At 69.0% G+C, this 21,452-nt stretch carries 24 protein-coding genes; 9 read left to right on the top strand and 15 right to left on the bottom strand.

The window, feature by feature from the left end; genetic code table 11:
- Positions 1–3: 3 nt before the first annotated feature.
- The 4 genes from hisN to U9983_RS12270 form a co-directional block, all read right to left on the bottom strand.
- A complete protein-coding gene (gene hisN, locus U9983_RS12285; RefSeq protein WP_416211375.1) occupies positions 4–921 on the bottom strand; it encodes a histidinol-phosphatase in 918 nt (305 codons plus the stop codon).
- A 167-nt stretch (positions 922–1,088) separates the two neighbouring features.
- Positions 1,089–2,132: a ribosome small subunit-dependent GTPase A gene (gene rsgA / locus U9983_RS12280; RefSeq protein WP_322748964.1), complete on the bottom strand. Its 1,044-nt coding sequence runs from the start codon at positions 2,130–2,132 to the stop codon at positions 1,089–1,091.
- Positions 2,133–2,182: 50 nt separating this feature from the next.
- Positions 2,183–3,526 carry a 3-phosphoshikimate 1-carboxyvinyltransferase gene (gene aroA / locus U9983_RS12275; RefSeq protein ID WP_322754139.1) on the bottom strand — a complete coding sequence of 448 codons (1,344 nt, stop codon included), beginning with the start codon at positions 3,524–3,526 and terminating at the stop codon, positions 2,183–2,185.
- 74 nt (positions 3,527–3,600) lie between these two features.
- Positions 3,601–4,440: a class I SAM-dependent methyltransferase gene (locus tag U9983_RS12270; RefSeq protein ID WP_322754138.1), complete on the bottom strand. Its 840-nt coding sequence runs from the start codon at positions 4,438–4,440 to the stop codon at positions 3,601–3,603.
- Positions 4,441–4,686: 246 nt separating this feature from the next.
- Here U9983_RS12270 and U9983_RS12265 point away from each other — a divergent pair, with 246 nt between their 5' ends.
- The 4 genes from U9983_RS12265 to U9983_RS12250 all read left to right on the top strand — a co-directional run bounded on the left by U9983_RS12265 (position 4,687) and on the right by U9983_RS12250 (position 7,501).
- The gene (locus tag U9983_RS12265; RefSeq protein ID WP_416211374.1) at positions 4,687–5,301 is read left to right on the top strand and encodes an alpha/beta family hydrolase; all 615 of its coding nucleotides are present in this window, start codon (positions 4,687–4,689) and stop codon (positions 5,299–5,301) included.
- Positions 5,302–5,414: 113 nt separating this feature from the next.
- Entirely contained in the window at positions 5,415–6,203 is a 789-nt protein-coding gene (locus U9983_RS12260) for a sigma-70 family RNA polymerase sigma factor (protein WP_416211377.1), read from the top strand.
- Entirely contained in the window at positions 6,200–6,484 is a 285-nt protein-coding gene (gene rsrA, locus U9983_RS12255; protein WP_322754135.1) for a mycothiol system anti-sigma-R factor, read from the top strand. Before U9983_RS12260 ends, rsrA begins: the two co-directional genes overlap by 4 nt.
- 66 nt (positions 6,485–6,550) lie before the next feature.
- Positions 6,551–7,501: a GDP-mannose 4,6-dehydratase gene (locus tag U9983_RS12250; RefSeq protein WP_322754134.1), complete on the top strand. Its 951-nt coding sequence runs from the start codon at positions 6,551–6,553 to the stop codon at positions 7,499–7,501.
- A gap of 112 nt (positions 7,502–7,613) precedes the next feature.
- Here the strand turns inward: U9983_RS12250 and U9983_RS27840 are convergent, their stop codons facing one another.
- Positions 7,614–7,688 carry a 50S ribosomal protein bL37 gene (locus U9983_RS27840; protein ID WP_369809780.1) on the bottom strand — a complete coding sequence of 25 codons (75 nt, stop codon included), beginning with the start codon at positions 7,686–7,688 and terminating at the stop codon, positions 7,614–7,616.
- Positions 7,689–7,721: 33 nt separating this feature from the next.
- Positions 7,722–8,366, bottom strand: a complete 645-nt coding sequence (locus tag U9983_RS12245; protein ID WP_322754133.1) for a DUF5317 family protein — start codon at positions 8,364–8,366, stop codon at positions 7,722–7,724.
- 314 nt (positions 8,367–8,680) lie between these two features.
- On the opposite strand from U9983_RS12245, the gene U9983_RS12240 reads away from it, so the two are divergent.
- The gene (locus U9983_RS12240; protein ID WP_322754132.1) at positions 8,681–8,911 is read left to right on the top strand and encodes a biotin/lipoyl-binding carrier protein; all 231 of its coding nucleotides are present in this window, start codon (positions 8,681–8,683) and stop codon (positions 8,909–8,911) included.
- 368 nt (positions 8,912–9,279) lie between these two features.
- On the opposite strand, the gene bioB is transcribed toward U9983_RS12240, so the two are convergent.
- The 3 genes from bioB to U9983_RS12225 all read right to left on the bottom strand — a co-directional run bounded on the left by bioB (position 9,280) and on the right by U9983_RS12225 (position 12,502).
- Entirely contained in the window at positions 9,280–10,335 is a 1,056-nt protein-coding gene (bioB, locus tag U9983_RS12235; RefSeq protein ID WP_416211372.1) for a biotin synthase BioB, read from the bottom strand.
- A gap of 233 nt (positions 10,336–10,568) precedes the next feature.
- The gene (bioD, locus tag U9983_RS12230; RefSeq protein WP_322754131.1) at positions 10,569–11,285 is read right to left on the bottom strand and encodes a dethiobiotin synthase; all 717 of its coding nucleotides are present in this window, start codon (positions 11,283–11,285) and stop codon (positions 10,569–10,571) included.
- A complete protein-coding gene (locus tag U9983_RS12225) occupies positions 11,282–12,502 on the bottom strand; it encodes an 8-amino-7-oxononanoate synthase (RefSeq protein WP_322754130.1) in 1,221 nt (406 codons plus the stop codon). Before U9983_RS12225 ends, bioD begins: the two co-directional genes overlap by 4 nt.
- Positions 12,503–12,615: 113 nt before the next feature.
- On the opposite strand from U9983_RS12225, the gene U9983_RS12220 reads away from it, so the two are divergent.
- Complete coding sequence (locus tag U9983_RS12220) at positions 12,616–14,088, top strand: sensor histidine kinase (RefSeq protein ID WP_322748953.1); 1,473 nt, start codon at positions 12,616–12,618, stop codon at positions 14,086–14,088.
- Positions 14,089–14,355: 267 nt separating this feature from the next.
- On the opposite strand, the gene U9983_RS12215 is transcribed toward U9983_RS12220, so the two are convergent.
- On the bottom strand, positions 14,356–14,604 hold the full coding sequence (locus tag U9983_RS12215) for a WhiB family transcriptional regulator (RefSeq protein ID WP_239310115.1): 249 nt from the start codon (positions 14,602–14,604) through the stop codon (positions 14,356–14,358).
- A 481-nt stretch (positions 14,605–15,085) separates the two neighbouring features.
- On the opposite strand from U9983_RS12215, the gene U9983_RS12210 reads away from it, so the two are divergent.
- Positions 15,086–15,820, top strand: a complete 735-nt coding sequence (locus tag U9983_RS12210; protein WP_322748952.1) for a glycerophosphodiester phosphodiesterase — start codon at positions 15,086–15,088, stop codon at positions 15,818–15,820.
- Here U9983_RS12210 and U9983_RS12205 read toward each other — a convergent pair.
- A complete protein-coding gene (locus U9983_RS12205; RefSeq protein WP_322754129.1) occupies positions 15,810–16,853 on the bottom strand; it encodes a diacylglycerol/lipid kinase family protein in 1,044 nt (347 codons plus the stop codon). The genes U9983_RS12210 and U9983_RS12205 overlap by 11 nt on opposite strands.
- 122 nt (positions 16,854–16,975) lie before the next feature.
- On the opposite strand from U9983_RS12205, the gene U9983_RS12200 reads away from it, so the two are divergent.
- The gene (locus U9983_RS12200) at positions 16,976–17,443 is read left to right on the top strand and encodes a hypothetical protein (RefSeq protein ID WP_322754128.1); all 468 of its coding nucleotides are present in this window, start codon (positions 16,976–16,978) and stop codon (positions 17,441–17,443) included.
- 62 nt (positions 17,444–17,505) lie between these two features.
- Here U9983_RS12200 and U9983_RS12195 read toward each other — a convergent pair whose 3' ends face one another.
- From U9983_RS12195 to sodN, 3 genes are all read right to left on the bottom strand, one after another.
- Positions 17,506–18,549, bottom strand: coding sequence for an RNA polymerase sigma factor SigF (locus U9983_RS12195; protein WP_322754127.1), 1,044 nt, complete (start codon positions 18,547–18,549; stop codon positions 17,506–17,508).
- Entirely contained in the window at positions 18,546–19,172 is a 627-nt protein-coding gene (locus U9983_RS12190) for an anti-sigma factor (RefSeq protein WP_322754126.1), read from the bottom strand. Before U9983_RS12190 ends, U9983_RS12195 begins: the two co-directional genes overlap by 4 nt.
- A 414-nt stretch (positions 19,173–19,586) precedes the next feature.
- Positions 19,587–19,982 carry a superoxide dismutase, Ni gene (sodN, locus tag U9983_RS12185; protein WP_322749120.1) on the bottom strand — a complete coding sequence of 132 codons (396 nt, stop codon included), beginning with the start codon at positions 19,980–19,982 and terminating at the stop codon, positions 19,587–19,589.
- Positions 19,983–20,148: 166 nt separating this feature from the next.
- On the opposite strand from sodN, the gene U9983_RS12180 reads away from it, so the two are divergent.
- Positions 20,149–20,472 carry a S24/S26 family peptidase gene (locus U9983_RS12180; protein ID WP_322749121.1) on the top strand — a complete coding sequence of 108 codons (324 nt, stop codon included), beginning with the start codon at positions 20,149–20,151 and terminating at the stop codon, positions 20,470–20,472.
- Here the strand turns inward: U9983_RS12180 and rfbC are convergent.
- Positions 20,433–21,050: a dTDP-4-dehydrorhamnose 3,5-epimerase gene (rfbC, locus tag U9983_RS12175; RefSeq protein ID WP_322749122.1), complete on the bottom strand. Its 618-nt coding sequence runs from the start codon at positions 21,048–21,050 to the stop codon at positions 20,433–20,435. The two genes, U9983_RS12180 and rfbC, sit on opposite strands and share 40 nt — an antisense overlap.
- Positions 21,051–21,452: the final 402 nt, after the last annotated feature.

The raw sequence follows: 21,452 nt of genomic DNA, 5'->3' as shown, positions 1-21,452 counted from the left end.
TCGTCAGATCGCGCGCCCGCAGGCCTCGGTCCCCGGAGCACTCATGGACGGCTGGTTCAGGATCTCCAGCGCCCGGGTGTGCAGCCGGCTGTTGCTTGTCAGAACCGAGCCGCCGGCCGGGTCGGGGCGTCCCGTGAGATCGGTGAAGGTGCCCCCGGCCTCCTCGACGATCACTTGCAGGGCCGCCATGTCCCACAGCGACACGTCGGGCTCACAGGCCAGGTCGACAGCTCCCTCGGCGACCATCATGTGCGACCAGAAGTCGCCGAAGGCGCGGGTCCGCCACACCGTCGCCACCAGGTTCATGAAGGATTCCAACCGACCGGCCGCCGACCAGTTCTCGATGGAGGCGAACGACATGTAGGCATCGGCCAGGTCCGCCACCGCTGACACGCTCAGCGAACGGATCTCGCCGGCCACCGTTCGGGTGTGCGCCCCGTGACCACGCGCAGCCCACCAGCGCCGGCCCATCGCAGGCGCGCTGGCGACGCCGACCACGACCGTCCCGTCGACCTCGAGAGCGAGCAGGGTCCCCCACACCGGCACGCCGCGAACAAAGTTCTTGGTGCCGTCCACCGGGTCGACCACCCAGCGGCGCCTGGCGTCGCCGACAAGGCCCTGTTCCTCGCCCAGGACCGCGTCGCCGGGGCGGGCCTGCGCCAGCCGTTCGCGGATCATCGCCTCCACCGCGGTGTCGGCGTCGGTCACCGGGGTGGCGTCGGGCTTGGCCTCGACCAGCAGGTCCACAGCCTGGAAACGGGCCACCGTGATGGCGTCGGCGGCATCCGCGAGGGCCAGGGCCAGGGCGAGATCGTCGGTCACCGGATGGTCGTCGGCAGCAGGGTTCGCCGGGTTTTCGGCGATACCGGCCGGCACGCCGCCGTGAAGGGGATCCGATTCTGTCTGTGCGGCATGGGTCACGCGGCGAGCGTACCGGGGCGGGGGTGGCCGGGCGGTGGCCGGCATGGCCGGCATGGGCGGATTTCCCGGTTGACTGTGGGTACCGTATGGAAAGGATGGTCGCGTCTGATATGCCCGGCACCTGACCTGACTTGACCGGCACCTGACCGGCTATGTCGTCGGGTCGGCTATGTCGGGTCGGCCGCGGACCGGGCGGCAAGCAGCCGGCGCAGGCTCGCGAGCCGGCCTGGGTCTGCCTGTCCGTCATCGACAGCCTGGTCCAGCGCGCAGTCGGCGAGGCCCGCCTGGTGGGTGCAGCCACCAGGGCAGGCAACCGCGGCCGGCGCAAGATCGGGAAATGCGGCCAGCACCCGGTCCGCACAGACCGCGCCCAGCCCGAATGAGCGCACCCCCGGAGTGTCGACGACCCAGCCCCCACCGGGCATCGGCAGGGCGATGGCGGCGGACGAGGTGTGCCTGCCTCGTCCGGTGACCGCGTTGACCGCGCCGATTGTCCGGGCGGCATCCGGTACCACCCGGTTGACCAGCGTTGACTTGCCGACGCCGGAGTGACCGAACATGACGCAGACGCAGCCGGCGAGCAGCGCCGTCAGCGCGTCGATGCCCGCATCCGGCCGGGTGGTCACCACCGGCAGGCCGAGCGGCCCGTAGAGCTCCCGCAGCGGCGTGTCGTCGGCGAGATCGGCCTTGGTGAGGCAGAGCACCGGCTCCAGGCCACCGTCGTAGGCCGCGACCAGGCATCGGTCGATCAGCCCGGTGCGCGGTGGTGGGTCGGTGAGGGCACAGACAATGACGAGCCGGTCGGCGTTGGCGACGATCGGGCGTTCCAGGGGATCGGTGTCGTCGGGGGTGCGACGCAGCACGCTTCGGCGTTCGCTCCGCCCGACGATCCGGGCAAGGCTGCCGGGCGAACCCGAGACGTCACCGACCAGGGCGACCTCGTCGCCGACGATCACGCTGGTCCGGCGCAACGAACCGCCGCGGACACCGGCGACCAGCACGCCGGTGGATGTCGATGGGCCGGCCGGCGTCCCGGCCGCCGGTGCCTTCGCAGCCAGGTGCCCGGTGACATGGCAGGTGTAGCGACCCCGATCAACGGCGACGACCGTGGCCGTCACCGCGTCGGCATGGTCGGGACGTTCCCGGGTTCGGGGCCGTGACCCGCGCCCGGCCCGGACCCGCACGTCGTCCTCGTCAAGCTCCCGCGGCATTCACCTGCGCCGTTCCAGCCCGCGGTGGCGGACTTCATCGTTGCCGGACTTCATCGTTGCCGGACCGTCTCGTCCGGCATCCCGGTACCGGTCAGCATCTGCGCCCACAGTCGATCAAAGTGTGGCACGGTCTTGGCGGTTGTGCCGATGTCGTGGACCAGCACCCCCGGTACCACAAGCCCCACCACGGCATACGCCATGGCGAGGCGATGGTCGGCCCGCGGGTCGAGGGCGGCGCCGGACAGCGGTGCGGGGGAGATGGCCAGCCCGTCTTCGGTCACGGTGACTGCCGCACCCAGGCGACCCAGCTCCGCCGCGAGCGCCGCGAGTCGGTCGGTTTCCTGCAACCGCAGGTGTGCGATGCCCCGCAGGCGGCTGGGCGAATCGGCGAGGACGGCGAGCGCCGCGAGCGTGGGAGCGGCCTCGCCGTAGTCGGTGAGGTCCACGTCGATGCCACGCAGGCGTTGCGGGCCGCGTACCTCGAGACCGACCGACGTCTGTGTGACGGCGCAGCCCATCGCGGTCAGCAACTCCGGGAGCAGCCGGCCGGGCTGCACGGTTGCGGCCGGCCAGTCGGCGAGGACGACGCGACCGCCGGTCGCCGCCGCCGCCGCAAGGAAGGCAGTCGCGCTGTTGATGTCGGGCTCGATGATGCGGTCGTGGGCGAGGATCCTGCCGGGTGCGACCGACCAGCGCGCCGCCACCCCCGCCTGGGTCCGGTCGACGTCAACCTCAACCGAGGCGCCGGCGGCACGCAGGTCCGCAACGGTCATCTCCAGGTACGGCCATGAGGGCAGCCGCGAGCCCACATGTCGGACGGTTACTCCATGATCATATCTGGGTGCCGCGAGCAGAAGCCCGGACACGAGCTGGCTGGACGTGGACGCGTCCACCGTCACCTCACCCCCGGTGAGGCGCCCGCGGCCATGCACGGTCAGTGGCATCCGGTTGCCGTCGATGCGTGCGCCCAGGGCCCGCAATGCATCCAGGAGAGGGTGGAGCGGACGTTCACGCATGCGCGGGTCGCCATCGAACACCAGGTCACCGTGGGCCAGTGTGGCCAGCGCCGGGGTGAACCGGGCGACCGTACCGGCGTTGCCGCAGTCGATCAGAGCACCCGGGGCAGCCCGCAGCGGGAATTCACCGTGGACGACCCAGTCGCCGCGGTCGTCGAGCACGGCGACCCCGAGCGCGCGCAGCGCGGCGGCCATGAGCAGCGTGTCGCGTGATCGCAGGGGCCGACTCAGCCGGCTCGTGCCGTCTGAGATCGCTGCCAGGATCAGCGCCCTGTTGGTCGCCGACTTCGAGCCCGGCATCATCACGGTCGCGTCGACTGGTCGTTGCGCCGTTGGTGCCGGCCAGGGGTCGATAGGCACATCCGTGGTGACGGTCACCACCTCAGCATGCCGGAAACCGCCTTGATCGGGCCAGGCCCGGCCCGATCAGCCGGCCCGATCAGCCGGGGCGGTCAGCCGGGGCGGCGGGCACTGGCCACAAGGTGGATGCCGATCGACTCGCCCTCGCGTTCGGCGGAAAGCTCGACCTCGGTCCGGACGAGGGTGGGGAAGCAGGACACATCGGAGGCGACGGCGCGCGTCACCGCCTCGGCCGACAGCACCGTCCGCGGACGGATCCAGTCGACGTCGAGGCCCGCGCTGGTCAGTAGCGCGTGCAGTTCCTCCGGCCAGAAACAGCGGGTGATGGAGCCGTCCTCGGCGGGGACGAGCACGACATCGGCCCGGGGCACGTCCGACAGCTCTGCCCAGCGGTGTTGTTCGGCGAGACGGGCGAGCCCGAGCAGGAGCGAGTCGACGCACAGCAGCAGTCGCCCACCGGGGCGCAGCATGCGGTAGATCTCCTCCAGGGTCGTCTCGGTGGCCAGGCAGAACGACAGCGCCCGGCCCTCGGCGAGGACGGCGTCGAAGCTCGCCGGAGCGAACCAGTCCAGCGATCGGGAGTCGCCCGCGACGTGCAGGAACCTGCCCTGGCCGGGCGTGGCGTCGCCCAGCTGCGCCCGGCTGCGCATGTTGACCACGCCGGGATACGAGGGGTCCAGACCCTTCGCCGAGGGGACGACTCGCACGACGTCGTGCCCGGCTGCGACCATTTGACGTGCGAACCGCGTCCGCGGGCCGGAGACGTCCAGGACCCGGATCTGTGTCGTCGGCAACCAGCTGGCCAGCTGGGTCGCGGCGACATCCTCGTAGAACGCCCAGTACGGATCATCACTGTCCGTGGGTGTCTCGTAGACGAGGGTCGTGGTTCGTCCGCGCGGCTGAGCTGGCTCGGCGTCGAGACGGGGCAGCATGGACTTTTCCTACCCTTCAAAGGGAGAAGATGCGAAACACGTCACACAGGTTCTCGGGAAGTCTGACAGATCTGGATGGTCAACGGTGACGTATCTGTCACGGAGGTGACCGTGGCTGGCGGGTCCCTTCCCGAGGTGCCTTCTCTGGAAGTTGACGGAGGGCGGGTGTTTCTGGTTCCCGCGCCACGCGGGTCGTGTGGGCTTGTTGTGCTTCTGCACGGTGCAGGTAGTGGAACCGATGTTGGCGTGTTGTCCGAACTTGCGGTGCGACTGCCGGGGATCGGGGTGAGCGTCGCCCGCCTGGAGATGCCGTACCGGGTTGCCGGCCGCCGTGCTCCGGATCGTCCGGCAAGGCTGGACGCAGTGCTCCGGGCGACCCTGGACATGTTGCCCCAGCCGCGTCCCGTCGTTCTGGTGGGACGGTCGATGGGATCGCGGGTGGCGTGCCGCTGCGCCGCTTCGGTAGCGGCCGTGGGAGTGGTGGCCTTCGGCTTCCCGCTGGATCCACCCGCCGCGGACCGGCCGTCGAGGTTGCCGGAGCTACTCGGCGCCGGCGTCCCCGTCCTCGTGGTGCAGGGCGACCGGGACGCGTTCGGGATGCCGGTCCCAGCTCCGGATCGCGACATCGAGGTGCATGTCCTCGCGGGCGCTGATCACGCCATGCGGACGCGTCGCCGGGACGGCCGGACCGAAGCTGACGTGATCAATGAAGCGGCCACGGTCGGAACGGAGTGGATCCGGCGGCACACCATCGGGTGGTCGGGAATCCCGACACCCGGTCGAACGGTTATGCAAGCCGAAAGGACCCTTCGGACCGTCGACGCGGCCGGACTACCCCCAGATCATTTCGTGTCCCGGTGATTGCGTCGTCTCCGGTTAGCCAGGGACATCCACTCGGAGGTTTGATGACTGCCCAGTTCGCGAGCGCGCCGGTGCCCAGCGTCGGCGACGCCGCGCCGACGCCAGTTGCGCAGATGCGGCCACTCGACGGCCGCACGGATGCCCCGGGCCGTTGTCCCACCGGACCGGTGGCTGGTTCCCCCGGCCGCTTTTCTGCCCGCGCGGCTGCACCCGGCGAGGTATCGTCCGTTTCAGCGGTCGGTGGCGTGCCCGTCAACCGGCGTCCCGCGGACGGTCCGAGGTACGAGGGAGTGGTCCTGGTCGACGAGACTGCCGAAGAGCGCGCCAGCCGTTTCGAGCAGGACGCCCTGCCTTTCCTTGATCAGCTGTATGCGGCGGCGCTGCGGATGACGCGGAACCCCGCCGATGCCGAGGACCTGGTGCAGGAGACCTTCGTCAAGGCCTTCGCGGCTTTTCACCAGTTTCAGGAAGGTACGAACCTCAAGGCCTGGCTCTACCGGATCCTGACGAACACGTTCATCAACACCTACCGCAAGCGGCAACGCCAGCCGCTGCAGAGCCCGACCGAGCAGGTCGAGGACTGGCAGCTGGCCGACGCGGAATCGCACACGTCCAGTGGGCTCAAGAGCGCTGAGACCGAGGCGTTGGAGCACCTGCCAGACAGCGACGTCAAGGAAGCTCTGCAGGCGCTGCCCGAGGATTTTCGGATGGCGGTGTACCTCGCGGATGTCGAGGGCTTCGCCTACAAGGAGATCGCGGAGATTATGGGTACCCCGATAGGTACCGTGATGTCCCGGTTGCACCGCGGTCGCCGTGGCCTGCGCACCTCCCTTGAGCACTATGCCCATGAGCGGGGTCTGGTTCGCGCCGGTCGTTCCGAGGTCGATGGCGGTGGATCGTGAGCTGTGGTGACCCGCACAGCGTCGACTGCGGCAAGGTGCTGGAGGCCGTCTATCTGTATCTCGACGGCGAGATTGACTTCGACCATAAGTACCTGATTCGTACGCATCTCGACGAATGCTCCCCGTGTCTTCGGCAGTTCGGCGTGGAGCACGAGGTGAAGCTTCTGATCGCCCGCCGATGCGGGGGCGAGCGCGCTCCGGACACTCTTCGAAAGAGTGTTCTGGAACGCTTGCGGGCGGCACGGGCTGACGCGGCCAGGGCCGAGTTTCGCGCCGAGTGAGTGCAGTGCCCGGCGGGGGATGGTCAGCCTACGCTGGCTCAGCGCCGACCACTAAGCTCGGGAGCCGTGCGTATTCTCGTCTCCGGCGCGGCCGGTTTCATCGGTTCCACGGTCACTGACCGTATGCTCGCCGACGGCCACGACGTCGTCGGGATCGACGACCTGTCCACTGGGCGGCTTGAGAACCTGGCGCAGGCTTCCCTTGACGCCCGGTTCTCGTTTGAGAAGGTCGATGTCACCTCATCTGATCTTGATGATGTGGTGGGGCGGGTTCGCCCGCATGCGGTGTTGCACCTGGCTGCGCAGATCGATGTGCGGGTGAGCATCAGAGATCCACTTCTTGATGCCCGGTTGAACGTGCTTGGCACGATCAACATGTTGGAGGCGAGTCGAAAGGCCGGCGTCGGGAAGTTCGTCCATACGTCGTCCGGTGGTTCGATCTACGGGACGCCCCGGCATCTGCCGGTCGACGAGACCGCGCCGGTGGCTCCCGAGTCCCAGTACGCGGCCGGGAAGGCGGCTGGCGAACTGTACCTGTCGGTGTACCGAGCGACATATGGTCTGGCGACGACCGCGCTTGCGCTCGGCAACGTCTACGGGCCGCGCCAGGATCCGCACGGCGAGGCCGGTGTGGTAGCGATCTTCGGGACGGCCATGCTCGAGGGACGTCCGACCATGATTTTCGGTGATGGTGCCACCACTCGCGACTATGTCTTCGTCGGCGATGTCGCGGACGCCTTCGCTCGCTCAGCCTCGGTGGATGCGGCCAACGGCGAACGGCTCAACATCGGGACGGGTACCCAGACCGCCGTCCGGGAACTGCACAGCAGGCTCGCGGGGATCATCGGGGTGGCCGACACCCCGGAGCTCGCGCCGTCGCGCCCCGGGGAGCTGGCGCGGATCGAACTCGATGTCAGCAAGGCACAACGGCTGGTCGGTTGGCGACCTCAGGTTGATCTTGATGGTGGCCTGGGTCGCACCGTCGACTGGCTGCGGCCCCGCGTCGGCACCGGCTGAGAGTGCCCGGCAACAGGGGTGCGTGCCCCGGCCCCGGTGTGTGCCCCGGCCCCGGCTTGGGGGCGGGGCACACACCGGGGCGGACGTTCGACCGCGGCCCGCCGGCGCCGGCTCAGGTGTTGGGGCGTTTGCCGTGATTGGCCTTGTGCTTGGCGCGTGCGCGCCGCTTACGCTTCTTCTTCGCCACGTCGGGTACCTCCTTTCCGCTCCGGTCATCCTGTCACGGGCGCTCGGTCGGCCGTGCCGCCGCGATGGCCGCCACCGGGTCCGGATCCGTTGGAGGAGTAGGAGAAGCTGCACCGGAGGTTATGGACCGCGTCACGCGGACGCGGCGAGCCTCCAGGGTGCGGCGCGCCCGCACCGGTGCGACCGCTCCGAACAGCCCTGCGCCGGCGGCGATCAGCACGTCGCCGATGCTGACCACGGCCGGCGCGTTCGGGAATGCCAGCGGTATCACGTCCGTCGCCGGACGCAGGACCGTGGCGGTGTCCCCCGGAGTGTACTGGGAGGACGCCCACACCTCGCTGACCGCGATGCCGGCGCGTTCGGCTCCCGACAGTGACACCGGCATCCGACCGCCGTTGGCGAGGACCACCACCGTGTTGAGCGTGATCCCGGCCAGCAGCAGACCGAGGCCCGGTAGTCGGGAGTTCGCCGCCGCGAAGAGCGCGACGGTCACCATGGCCGTGACCCAGGCGGCGACCTGGACGCCGGGGATGACCCGCCCGAGGACCAGCGCCGCGAACGCGGTCGCGAACATCCACGGGCGTGCCACATAGATCCGAACCAGGGCGTCCGGCGTCCCACCACGAATCAGCCCGACCGTGACGCCACCGATCAGGGCGAGTACAAGGAGAACGAACACCCTCGTAGTGTGCTTGGTCCGCGCAGCGGTGGACCGCAGGGGCGACATTCCGGCATGTCTGATTTGCCGCGCGCCGCGGTCCCGATCGGCTGGAGGACCAAAGGGCGCGCGACGATCGTCAGATCGCGCGCCCGGAGGTCATAGTCTCCGGAGCGTTGCCGGAAGATCATAACGGAGGTTGGCCACCGCCGGCTTTGGGTGGATCGGCCGTTGAACCGGGACTTTCTTTGTCGCCGTGGCGCGCAGCGGTCGCGTCCGGGTGCGCACTACGCTCACGGTGTGCGTTTGTCCGGTCGGCAGTGGGAAGGGGAACCGTGGCCGAGGAAGTTCGAGCCGAGATGGTCGCCAACGTGTGGAAGGTCGTGGTCGGTGTCGGTGACACGGTGTCGGCCGGGGACACGCTCGTGATCCTCGACTCCATGAAGATGGAGATCCCGGTGCTCAGCGAGGACGGCGGTCGGGTCGCCCGGATCGCGGTACAGGAGGGGGACGTCGTTCAGGAAGGCGACCTGATAGCCCTCCTCGACGGCCTGCCAGCGGCCTGACCGTGACCGCACAGGGGCTCAGCCGACGGTTGAGCCGTGTTCGCTGCAACGTGCCGTCCACCCGGTCGGTGTGACCTGCACGACCAGCCGTCGACGGCAGCTCTGGCAGAAGCGTGGCGGTTCCAGCAACCGGGCCCGGTGACAGGCGTCGTGCTCTCCGTCGGAGAGCAACCGTCCGCACCGGTCGCAGAAGGCCGTTTCCGTTCCGCTGACAGTCATGCCACTGAGATTAGAGCGCCCGGCCCCGCGACGCCGCGTCCCTGTTGTCGGGCGCTCTTTGGCTTCCCGGGGCCGCCGGGCGCGCGGTGGGACCATGATTGCGCGCCCGACGGAGTCGTCGATGATGCGGTCAGTCGTCGATGATCCGGTCAGAAGGTGGCCTGCATCGACTTGATCGGCATTTTGAGGTCGGCGAGCATCGCAAGGTCCGCCTCGGCCGGGCGTCCCAATGTCGTCAGGTAGTTGCCGACGATGACGGCGTTGATGCCACCGAGCATCCCGTCGACCGCCAGGTCGCCGAGGGTGATCTCACGACCGCCGGCGTAACGCAGGATGGTGCGCGGTAGCGCGAGTCGGAACGCGGCGATCGTCCGCAGCGCGTCGGTGGCGCTGATCACAGGTAGGTCCGCGAAGGGTGTACCGGGCCGCGGATTGAGGAAGTTCAGCGGCACCTCATCGGGCTCCAGCGCGGCGAGCTGCCCGGCGAGCTCCGCCCGTTGCTCCAGCGTCTCGCCGACACCGATGATCGCGCCGCAGCACAGTTCCATACCGGCCGCTCGCACCATCTCGCAGGTCTCCCACCGTTCCTGCCAGCTGTGGGTGGTCACGACCTGGGGGAAGTGCGAACATGCGGTCTCCAGGTTGTGGTTGTAACGGTGCACGCCCATGTCGACGAGGGCGTCAACCTGTTCCTGGGTGAGCATCCCGAGCGAACAGGCGATGTTGATGTCCACGGCGGCGTGGATCGCGGCGATGCCCGCGCGGACCTGGCTCATCAGCCGCTCATCCGGGCCGCGTACGGCCGCGACGATGCAGAACTCGCTGGCGCCGGTCTCCCTGGTCGCCTGTGCGGCCTGGACCAGCGACGGGATGTCCAGCCAGACTGCGCGGACCGGCGAGTCGAACTGCCCGGACTGGGAACAGAAGTGGCAGTCCTCGGGGCAACCGCCGGTCTTGAGACTGACGATTCCCTCGACCTCGACCTCCGGGCCACACCAGCGCAGCCGCACCTCATGCGCGAGTGCGAGCGCCTCGCTGATCCTCTCGTCGTCGAGCTGCAGTACAGCCAGTGTCTGCTCGGCCGACAGGCCGTTACCATCCTCCAGTACCTGACTACGCGCTACCTGCAGGATGTCGGTGGAGGTACTGACGTCTTCGCCTGATTGGCGTGCGGCGGGCGGGGCGGTCGCTGACGATGGCGGCACGGTGGTCTCCCTGTGGTCCGACGTGGACCTCGACTCGTCTGACGGTGCGGAGCTGCGGAGGTGTGGCGGTGTGGCGGTGTGGCGGTGCGTCGGGCGGCTTCACGTTCGGCCACGCTCGTTTCCCACGGTGGACGCTCGCACACCGGCGGAGGTTCACGCGCGCTCGTCGGCGATAGTTCTCAGTCAGGTCCGGTCGGTGAACAACTGCCCGACACCTGCTGTTGCCCATCGTGTCACGGAGTGTGTCTCTCTCGGAACTGTTGGGCGTTGAAGGTACCGCCCAACGCAGGTGCGAGGCACGCTCGGGCGGTGTCACGGAAGGACGCCGCATCCGCGGCGCCAGACCCGGCTGGTAGCGCTCCGGCGAGCGGGCGGGCGGCCAGCATCTCCAGGTCGCTGATGTTCGAACGGCAGGCGAGGTCCGGATCGGACGGCCAGGAACCGATGACCAGACCAGCCAGCTCCAGGCCACGGTGGGCCAGCGCCTCCAGGGACAGTGCGGTGGCGTTGAGGGTGCCGAGGTCGGCCGCACTGACCAGCAACACCGGCGCAGCCAGCGCGCGGGCGAGATCGGCCACGGTGGCGCCTTCGTCGTCGTAGCGGACCAGCAGCCCGCCCGCGCCTTCCACCAGGACGAGCCGCCGACCCCGGGCGAGCTCCGTTACCTGTCGGGCGACGTCGGCGAGTTCCACCGGAGGGCGTCGGGTGAGCCGGGCCGCCGCGGCCGGCGAGAGCGGCGCCGGGAAACGGGCGCACTCGTGCAGGTCCTCGACTCCGGACAGCTGCCGCACATGGTCGAGGTCGCCGGGCTCACCTGGGCCGACGCCGGTCTGCGCGGCCTTCACCACGGCGACGTCGATGCCCCGGTCCCGGGCCAGCGTGGCCAGCGCAGCCGTGACAACGGTCTTGCCGACACCGGTTCCGGTCCCGGTCACCACGAGCACCGTCACCCGGGCGCACCCGGAGTCAGCGCACCCGGAGTCAGCGCACCCGGGGCCGGTGTGCCCAGAGCGGTGGCGAAGGCGGTCGCGGCGTGGGCCAGGTCGGAGTCGGTGAGGTCGGCGCGGGCCGCGATCCGCAGCCGGCTCGTCCCCGGTGGCACGGTCGGGGGACGAAAACAGCCGACCGCCACACCGTGCGCCCGGCAGACCGCCGCCGCCTCCACCGCGCGTGCGGGTTCACCCAGGATGACCGATACCACCGCTCCGGCCGGCTGGGGCGCGGCCGTGAGCGCGGCGAGCTGGCTGGCCCGCCGTCGCACGTCGTCGGCGAGTGCGGGAGTGGCGGCCAGCAGCTCGAGCGCCGCCAGCGCGGAGCCGGCGCAGGCCGGGGCGAGTCCGGTGTCGAAAATGAACGTGCGGGCGGTGTCGATCAGATGCGCACGGACCGCTGCCGGGCCGAGCACCGCTCCACCCTGGCTGCCCAGGGCCTTGGACAGCGTCACGGTGGCCACCACATCCGGCTCGCCGGCCAGTCCGACGTCCGCGAGCGCTCCCCGGCCGCCCGGGCCGACGACGCCGAGACCGTGCGCGTCGTCGACGAGCAGCAGCGCGCCGTGGGCCCGGGCGACGGCGTGTAGCGCCGGTAGCGGCGCAAGGTCGCCATCGGCGGAGAACACCGAGTCGGTGACGACGACGGCGTTGCGCCACGGCTGCCCGGCCAGTGCCGTGTCGACGGCATCGACGTCGGTGTGCGGGACGATCACTACTCGTGCCCGGGAGAGCCGGCAGGCGTCCACCAGCGACGCATGATTGCGCTCATCGGAGACGATCAGGTCGTCCGGACCGGTCAGCGCGGTGAGAACGCCCAGGTTGGCCGCGTATCCGGTGGCGAAGACCAGCGCGGCGGCGAAGCCGGTATGGGCGGCGAGAGCGTCCTCCAGGTCACCGTGCAAGGTCGTCGTTCCGGTCACCAGCCGGCTTCCGGTGGAGCCCGCGCCCCAGGTTCGAAGCGCCCGCACCCCACCGTCGACCACGTCGGGATGACGCGACAGCCCCAGGTAGTCGTTGCCGGCCAGGTCCAGCTGGCGGGGTGGGTCGCCGGCGGCCCAGGCGGCGGGTGTGCGCGGATTCACAGTGCGCCGCAGGCCGGCCTCCTCCCGCTGCCGGGCATGGCCGGCCAGCCATGCGAGCGGGTCGTGTGCGGGGTGACCTGCGAGGGGATGCACAACGGAAGCCTATGGTCGACCGGCATGAGCTGACGAGGGATCAGGTGTTCGACGTGGCACCGATATACGGCCGGGGCTCCGGCGGTGGCACCGCGTCTGGCAGTCTGCCTTGCGTGGGAACGCTGGCGGACCTTCTGCGCGAGAGCACCGATCTCGGCGCGGATGACATCGATCATCTTCATGCCCTGGTGGCGGACTGGGCCCTACTGGCCGATCTGTCCTTCGCGGACCTGTTGCTGCTGGTTCCCAGTCGGGCCGTGGTGGCCCGTGGCGGGTCCGGTCCAGGAGCTGAGTTTCTGGTGGTCGCGCAGGTGCGGCCGACCACCGGGCCGACGGCGTATCACAACGACGAGGTCGGCAGCGTTGTGATTAACAGGTGGGTGGTGCAGAACTCGTGGCGGGAACGCCGGATCGCCCGCGAGGGCGAGCCGGAGTGGGACGGCGGCGTGCCGGTCCGGACCGAGGCGATCCCGGTTCTGCACTCCGACCGGGTGATCGCGGTACTGGCGCGGGACACGAACCTGGCCACCACCCGCACACCCAGCGCCCTGGAATCAGCCTACCTGCAGTGCGCGAACAACCTGGCGCTGATGGTCGCACAAGGGGCCTTCCCGTTCCGGGGAAGTGCGGCCGAGCTGCCCGAAGCGCCCCGGGTCGGTGACGGGATGCTCCGCCTGGATGGTTCGGGAAAGGTCATCTTCGCCAGCCCGAACGCGCTGTCTGCCTACCGCCGCCTCGGGTACACCGGCAACGTCACCGGTGAGGATCTGCGGTCGGTACACCGGACGCTGAGCCTGCCGGCGACCACCCCGGCCGTGTGGCACGCGATCGGTCGCCGCCGGCCGGTTGAGGTGGAACTGGCGGTCGCCAGCACGGTGGTGCTGTTGCGCGCGATCCCGCTGTTCCCAGGGGCCACCCGGGAGGTGCTCGTCCTGGTCCGCGATGTTTCCGATCTTCGGCGTCGCGAGGCGCAACTCCTCAGCAAGGACGCGACCATCCGGGAGATCCATCATCGGGTGAAGAACAACCTGCAGACGGTCGCGGCTCTGCTGCGCCTGCAGATGCGTCGGACCAAGGCGGATGAGGCACGGCTGGCGTTGCGCGAGTCGGTGCGCAGGGTGACATCGATCGCCGTGGTCCACGAGACGCTGTCGCAGAGTCTCGGTGAGTCGGTGCCCTTTGACGAGATCGCCGATCAGATCACGTCGGTCACTGTTGATCTTGCTTCGACCGGAACGCGCGCGAACACGACCCGCAAGGGATCGTTCGGCCGGTTGCCCGGCGAACTCGCCACGCCGTTGGCGCTTGTGCTTTCCGAGCTTCTGCAGAATGCTGTCGAACATGCGTTCGATGGTTCGGCCGGCACGATCGAACTCCGCGTCCACCGTGGTGTCGACCGACTGGACGTGGTGGTTGCCGATGACGGCGCGGGGTTGCCCGACGATTTCCAGCTGGAGCACTCGCCCAGGTTGGGCCTCCAGATCGTCCGCCAACTCGTGCTCGGTGAGATGCAGGGAGCGATCCGGCTCCAGGCCGGACCGGAGCGTGGTACGGAGGCCCTGTTGTCCATCCCGTTGCCACCGTGAAAATTTTTTTGAAGATCCACGTTACGAGGACCGTCGAGGTGGGTACAGCACCACCGTGCCTGGCGCCGTCCCACCCCGTTCTGGCCCCCCATGTCTTGCTGTATCGACACCTGTACAGCGGGTGTCGATAGTTCCGTTCGCAGACTGCGCGAATACGGACGGGAACGGCATCAAGGCACGCGGCAACACCCCTGGGGCCGATGCGTCACTTCCGGGCCACCTGGGACGTCGTCATGCAACTTGTGCCGGGTTGGTGGTGGTGGGTAATCAGGCGGTGCGAACTCGGGTGCGCGCAGTGCGTTTGAGTGCACGGCGTTCATCCTCGCTCAAACCGCCCCAAACCCCGGAATCTTGCCCGGTGTCAAGTGCCCAGCTCAAGCAATCACTTGTTACAGCACACCGCCTGCAGACGGCCTTTGCTTCTTCGACCTGGCGTTCAGCCGGACCGGTTGTACCGATCGGGAAGAAGAGCTCGGGATCCTCGTCACGGCAGAGCGCTCTATGGCGCCAGTCCATGCGTACAACTCCCTCTCTCGTCTCGGGCCACACTGCACGTGAGACGCTTTGCGAGCCGCTACGGTTGCGCCGCACTTCCCGACAATCATTCGGATGTCGGATCCGTGCGGATTCTCGATCTTTCGACCGCCTGCACCCTCGCGCGTGAGCCCGAGGTGTACGTGGTCCATCCACCTCGGACATTCGCCACCCTCCCACCGCAACTGCCATGCGCGCAAGAACCTGGAAGTGGCTTCGCACCCCTTCCTGCCTGCACCTGTCCCGTCGAGACACAGGTGGACCACGCCTTGCGGTTGGTCGAACGACGTTGACAGACAGACTCTCCCAGCACTGCCGACCCAGTGAACGCACATGTCCGGGGGATCTGGAGAACATGCCGGATTGGCCTTGGCTGTCGCCGTCCACGGGTTTTGTGCTTACGCGGATCCCACCGGGAGGTCCCTGCCGATGGCGGTCATGGCCGTGATGGCATCGTTGGCTCATGCAGGTTCTTGGTCATCGCGGTAGCCGGACTCCCGGCCCGGAGAACACCGTTGAAGCAGTGGACGCCGCGTTGCGGGCCGGTGCCGATGGTATCGAAGTGGATGTACGGCGCAGCGCCGACGGCGATCTGGTGTGTGTCCATGACGCCCGGATACCGGGCCGGCTGACCGGCCGTGCTGTGATCCGTCGAACCACCCGCGAACTGAGCCATCTCGGTGTGCCCACCCTGACCGACGTCCTTGACGTCTGGAACGGCCGCGGCCGGATCATCCTCGAGGTCAAGAACCAGCCGGGTCAGCCGGACTTCGACGCCCCGCGGGAGGAGACCGCCCGGATCCTGATCGACCTTCTGCGAGCTCGCGGGTTCGGCCGGGTCTCCGGCGCCGTCCCGCAGGCCCCGGCGGCCGTGACCGTCTCGTCGTTCGACTGGTTCGCGATCGAGGCGGTGCGCGACGCCGAGATCGCCGTGAACACGGCCTTCCTGACCATGCCGCGAATGTCGGTGGCCGGCGGCATCGCCTATGTGCGGTCGGCGGGACACCAGGAGCTGCACGCTCACGTCTCGTCCGTGCTCGGTTCGGCGGCGATGCCCGAACGGGCCCGGGCGGCTGGAGTGGGTCTGGCGACGTGGACGGTTGCCTCGGTGGCCGACGCCGAGCAGTTGCGCGACGCCGGCGTGGATGCGGTGATCTGCGACGATCCAGCGGAGCTTGTCCGCACACTCAGACGATGACGCGCAGGGCCCTTGGCGTGGAGCTGACCGTCAGTTCCGTGTGCGGCCCGAGGTACTCGCCGTCCAGCTGCAACGGGATCGCCTGCGCGGCCGTCAGCGTGATCCGCGCCTGGTCGTGCAGGGCAAGAACATCGCGGCCCTGAGGTCCCCGGGAGCCGTGCAGCATCTGCAGGATGCTACGGGTTGTCGTCATCACCGTCAGTCGACGCAGGCCGACAAGGTCCAGCCCGCTGTCGAAGGACGCGTCCGGGCAGGCACGCACCGGGCGGGCGTTGAGATAGGTCCATGGCGTCGTGTTGCAGACCACGGCCGCCAGCACGTGTTCCGGTACCGGATCGGGGTGGTCCGGATCGTCCGGCAGGCTCGCGCTCCGGACATCTGCCGCTGCCTGTGCCGTCTCTGCCGTCTCTGCCGTCACCAGCTCGCCCAGCTCGCCCGTGGTGACGGTGATCGGGGGACAGCGTCGTCCGGTGTTGCGGATGAACCGGCCGAGTGCGGAGCGGAGGTAGAGCCCGGGGGTGTTGCGGCGGCCGTGTACCCGTTTGCGCTCGACCTGCTCGACGACTGCCGCGTCCAGACCGAAGCCGGCGCAGAAGGTGAACCAGCGGGACTGGCTGATGCCCGACGAACTGGTGAAGGTTGCGTGCCCGAGCCCGATCCGGCGGCTGCGACCGTCCCGGAGCGCCTCCAGAAGCTCTCCGGTCGCTTCCACCGGGGACGGCGAGTAGCCCAGTGCACGGGCGAAGACGTTGGTGCTCCCGCCGGGCACCACCGCGAGGGCGGGAGCACCGGGCGCCGGCCCCGACCGCAGGAGGCCGTTAGCGATCTCGTTGACCGTTCCGTCGCCGCCGAGCGCGACAACCAGGTCGAGGCCGTTGTCGGCGGCGCGCTCAGCGAGCTCGGCGGCGTGGCCGCGGCCCTTGGTCATGACGACGTCCACGCTGAGGTCGGCGGCAAGTGCACTGACCAGAACGTCACGAACACGCTGGGTCGTCGCCGTTGCAATGGGGTTTACGACCAACAGCGCGCGCATGATGTCCACGGTAGCCGGTGGGACTTTGCACGGTCGCTCGTAATCCTTGCGACCGGTTTGACCCCTCGTGGGACGTGACCTTCACCATGGTCCGCGCGGCCACGTACTGTCGGGATGTGCCTGTGAGGACCGACCTGCGCCGCGATCGTCTGCGGGACGCCGTGCACACCCCACCGGCCCTGCCCGCCGCTGTGGCGCTACTCGGTGGCGAAGGACTCCTGCTCGGCGGTCTCGGCGTGTTCCTGATCGTCCGCGGATTCGGCGCGGACACCGACGACCGCGGCCGGGCGGAGCTTGGTGGTCTGTTCGCCGTCGTCGCCGCCGTGGGGCTCTGCCTGCTCGGACGGGCACTGCTGGCCAGGCGGTGGTGGGCACGCTCGCCGGTCGTCGTCGTGCAGCTGTTGTGCCTGCCTGTCGCGGTCAGCCTGCTCCAGGGCGGTCGCTATGGCGAGGGCATCCCGCTGCTCGCCGTCGCCGTCGCGATCCTGACGCTCGTCGGCCTGGCTGGCGGCTACCAACCGCGGGATCCCGGCGAACCGCGGGATCCCGGCGAACCGCGGGATCCCAGCGAACCGCGGGATCCCGCCTAAGCGACCCGGAGAGCTCGGCCGGCCGGCGGCGCGAAGAACCATGATCGAGCCGCCTTTGGCCGTCAGGCGTCCTCCAGCAGGCCGCGACGGAGTTGGGCCAGGGTGCGTGCGAGCAGCCGTGAGACGTGCATCTGCGAGATCCCGAGCTCCGCGGCGATCTGCGACTGCGTCATGTTTCCGAAGAACCGCAGCAGCAGGATTCGCTTCTCCCGCGGCGGCAGCTTTTCCAACAGCGGCTTGAGCGACTCCCGGTACTCGACCCCTTCGAGGGACTCGTCCTGGACCCCGAGGGTGTCGGCTACCGCGGGGGCTTCGTCATCGCCTGAGTCCGGGGCATCCAGCGACACCGCCGAGTAGGCGTTGGCGGACTCCAGGCCCTCCAGTACCTCCTCCTCGGTCAGCTGGAGATGGGCGGCGATCTCACTCACCGTCGGCGACCGGCCGAGCGTCTGGGACAGCTCCGAGGTGGCCTTCGTCAGCGACAGCTTGAGTTCCTGCAGCCGTCGCGGAACCCGGATCGCCCAGCCCTTGTCCCGGAAGTGCCGCTTGATCTCGCCGACGATGGTAGGCGTCGCATAGGTGGAGAACTCCACCCCGCGCTCGGGATCGAAGCGGTCAACAGACTTGATCAGTCCGATCGTCGCGACCTGGGTCAGGTCGTCGAGCGGCTCGCCGCGGTTACGGAAGCGACGGGCCAGGTATTCCACCAGCGGCAGGTGCATCCGGACGAGCTGGTCGCGGATCTCGGCCCGTTCGGGGGTGCGGTCGGGCATCGCGACCAGCTGGGCGAACAGTTCGCGGGCGCGCGCCCGGTCGTTGGTCTCGCCTGGATGGCCCGAACCGTAGCGTGGATCGTTGTCTGGTCTGGCCTGCGCCGTGACCGCCGCACTGGGCGCGGCGGACGCTGGCGGCGGGATGTCGCCTCCACCTGGCCCGCCTGGCCCGCCTGCGGGCGACTCGTGCTCGGCGGCATCATCGGGGGTTGCTGCGGCGGGGGCCGATGCGTTCTGGGCGATGAGGCCGTGGGTGTCGTCAAGCAAAGGCCGCGAGCGTTGCGTGGCCGGGGTCACGGCGTCCTGCAACGGTCGCGTGCGCCCTGCGGTCACGGCGCGCCCACCGGTCCGTTGCTCGGCGCGCCCGCGTTCCCGGTCCATGGTGTCGTGGTAGCCCGAGTCTCGGCGGTCGTGGGGCCGGGCACTCGGTTCTCGGGCACTCGGTTCTCGGGCACTCGGTCTTCGGGCACACCGCGCCGCTTTCGCAGCCTGATGGTGACCCGGGGATCGGCGGTCACCGAGCTGGAGACCTCATCGGCGAGGGCGGTCAGCACCGTCCAGGCGAACGTGTCGGTGGACGGGGGTTCGCCGTCCAGGCTGAGCACCGTCACGGCGACCTGGATGACTCCGGGGGCGAGCTCGAAGGTGCATTCCAGGTTCGACCCGGGCACAGCCGACAGCAGGAGCAGAGCACATGCCTCGTCCACGGCGATCCGCAGGTCCTCGATGTCGTCGAGGGTGAAGTCGGCACGGGCCGCTAGCGAGGCCGTTGCGGTCCGAAGCACCGACAGGTAGGCGCTTGCCGCGGGAAGCGTGAGCTGCACAATGTCCCGCAGCCCGCCACCAGGCACTCCGGAGCTGGGAACTGTGCTGGTGGAGGCCCCGGTACCGGGGACCCCGCCACCCGGGACACCGCCCTGACCGTTCGCGGTTCCGGTCTTCGGCGTCGTGTCCACCGCGGTACCCCCTTGTCGCTCAGGGCCTCCGGCGGCGTGAAAAATCATGATCGCGCCGCCCTCGGCCGTTCGTGTCGCTGTGGGCCTCCGGCGGCGCGAAAACCCATGATCGCCCCGTCCTCGGCCGCCGGCGTCCGTTCCCAGCTCGTGCCACGTGAAGACCACCGTACCCAGCGCTGCGGTGTCATCGCAGGTCGGGTGATCAATTCTGGCGATTGTGAAGGTGATTCCGACTACGTCCCATCGCCCTGGATATGGAGATGGTCCTACCGAGACGAAAAAACTGATCTTTCTGGAAAAATAAGGGTATTCGTCCCGCTTCCCGTGTCCCGCGATGTGGCAAGTCAGCCGGGCCGGGCAGAGCGGAGCCGTTCCTGACGGATCGGTGGAGCCGATCCGTCAGGAACGCTGTTTCTATGCGGCCTTGGTCTCCCAGAAGATCGTGGAGATCCGGTCAATGAGCTCAAGCAACTGCTGCCCGTCGGCCGGGTCGACCGAACCCTTGGCGCCGGCCGCTCCCGCCGCCTTGGTGGCCTGCCAGAACAGATCATGCAGGTCGGGGTACTTCTCGACGTGGTTGGGCTTGAAGTAGTCGGTCCACAGCACCCACAGGTGGTGCTTGACCAGCTCGGCGCGCTCCTCCTTGATGGCCAGGGCACGGGCGCGGAAGGCCGGGTCCTCGTTCGCCTGGTACTTCTCCTGGATTGCCTTCACCGACTGCGCTTCGATCCTCGCCTGAGCCGGGTCGTAGACCCCGCAGGGCAGGTCGCAGTGGGCGCTGACCGTTGTCTTTGGACGCAGGAGGCTCATGCCGCCGTCCTTTCTCGTCATGCTGGACGTATCTCGTCCGCTGGACCGATGAGGAACATCAGGTGGGTGCAAAGTGCAAGGTGCAAGGTGGCCGTCAGGCGCGGCGGGCCGGAGCGATCCTGGACGGCATCTGGGCTCTGTCCCCACCCTCTGGCAACCTACCCGGGTGAGCCGAGGTGTTGCGGTACGGGCGGTCTGGGTCAGTGGGGAGTCCATGCTGCCGACCCTGCGCGACGGTGATGCGTGTGTGGTGCTGTGGGGCGTGGCCCCACAGGTGGGAGATGTGGTCGTGGCGCGGCTGCCCGGGCGCGGGCTCGGGGTGAAGCGTGCGGCCTTCGTCGAACCCGACGGGTCGTGGTGGCTGCGATCCGACAACGTCATGTTCGGCACGGACAGCGCGACCTTCGGCTCTGTGCCGTCGCAGGACGTCCTGGGCAGGGTCGTCGCCCGCTATTGGCCGCGGCCCTGCTGGCTGCGCAGGGCTGCATAGAAGGCGAGGCAGTCGGAGTAGGAGGGGAGCAGGCCCGCGGCTTCGGCGTCCCTCAGCGACGGGGCAGCAGCGTCTTTCTCGGACAACAGCGGCGGCACCTCCGGTGGCCACGGCAATGCCAGTTCAGGGTCAAGCGGGTCGATGCCGTGCTCGTGTGAGGGGTTGTAGGGCGTCGAACAGAGGTAGGAGATCGCCGCGTTGTCGGTGAGTGCCATGAAGGCGTGACCGAGCCCCTCGGCGAGGTAGAGGCCCCGCCGGTCAACGTCGTCGAGCACGACCGCCTGATGCGTGCCGTAGGTCGGCGAGCCGATTCGGATGTCGACCACGCAGTCGAGGACCTGGCCGTGCACACAGGTGACATATTTGGCCTGGCTGGGCGGGATATCGGCGTAGTGGACGCCACGCAGCGTCCCGCGCCGACTCACGCTGTGGTTCGCCTGGGCGAGATCGAGTGGGTGACCGATCACCTTGGTAACGGTCTCGGAGCGGAACCACTCCAGGAACGTGCCTCGGTCATCGGTGTGCTGGCGGGGGGTGAACACCCAGGCGCCGGCTATCGCAAGTTCATGAACCTCCACGAACGCGCACCGTACCGGGTAATGATGCCCTTTGGGTGGCCAACTTGTCCGCGGCCGTCAGCGGGCACCCTGAACAGCCCGTGCTGTCGGCTTGCCGACCATGGCGGCCGGCTGTTGTCGATCATTGCGGCGCCGCCGGTCCGGTTCGGCCAGCGCGGCTCCATTGGGGTTGCTGTGCTGATCCATCGGCGTTTCGACGCGCCGCCTGTTCGTCGGCGCGCACCTTGTGCGTCCGGGCACATGGGCGTGCTTCAGTCGGAGTCCAGAGGCGTTCGCGGGCGGGCCGACGGGTCCGCGTGTCATATTGGGCAGCATCCCCGGGCAACCCCCGGCTTCGCCGTCCAGGCCTCCCACCCGTCGAGGCATCTCGTCCGAGGGAGTATGTGATGACTGCCACAACCG

Source organism: Protofrankia sp. Cas3 (assembly GCF_963555955.1).
Taxonomy (GTDB): Bacteria; Actinomycetota; Actinomycetes; order Frankiales; family Frankiaceae; genus Protofrankia.
The sequence above is the reverse complement of the archived record's forward strand: the minus strand, read 5'-3'. Positions and strand labels throughout refer to the sequence as shown.